Raw genomic sequence first — 279 nt, 5'->3', positions numbered from 1 at the left:
GCCCCTGGACAGCCAGCTGGCCCTGGGCGAGACGGTCGATGCCGAAGAGGTGTCGGTCAAGGCCGGCGCGCAGGACTTACAGTTGCTGTTGCGCCTGACTCTCGCCGGCGGCGGCGTGGCGACGATCACCGCCAGCAGCCTGCAGCCCGTGCCCCTAGGCACTGCATTGCTGGTCTCGCACCTGGCCGGTGGCGCGGCGTTGGTCACCACCCAGGAACGCGGCAATGGCGCACCGGTGACCCTGACACGTATCGACACCCAGGGCCTGCCGGTCGGTAC

1 pseudogene is annotated in these 279 nt (G+C 69.9%); it reads left to right on the top strand.

Annotated features, from left to right (window positions below):
* Nucleotides 1-279 (top strand): annotated as a pseudogene (locus tag QMX89_RS22795) (flagellar hook-length control protein FliK); the annotation flags it as partial.

This window comes from Pseudomonas sp. PS01301 (assembly GCF_029960215.1).
Taxonomy (GTDB): Bacteria; Pseudomonadota; Gammaproteobacteria; order Pseudomonadales; family Pseudomonadaceae; genus Aquipseudomonas; species Aquipseudomonas coleopterorum.
Note: the sequence above shows the minus strand (reverse complement) of the source record. Positions and strands in the feature narration are given on the sequence as shown.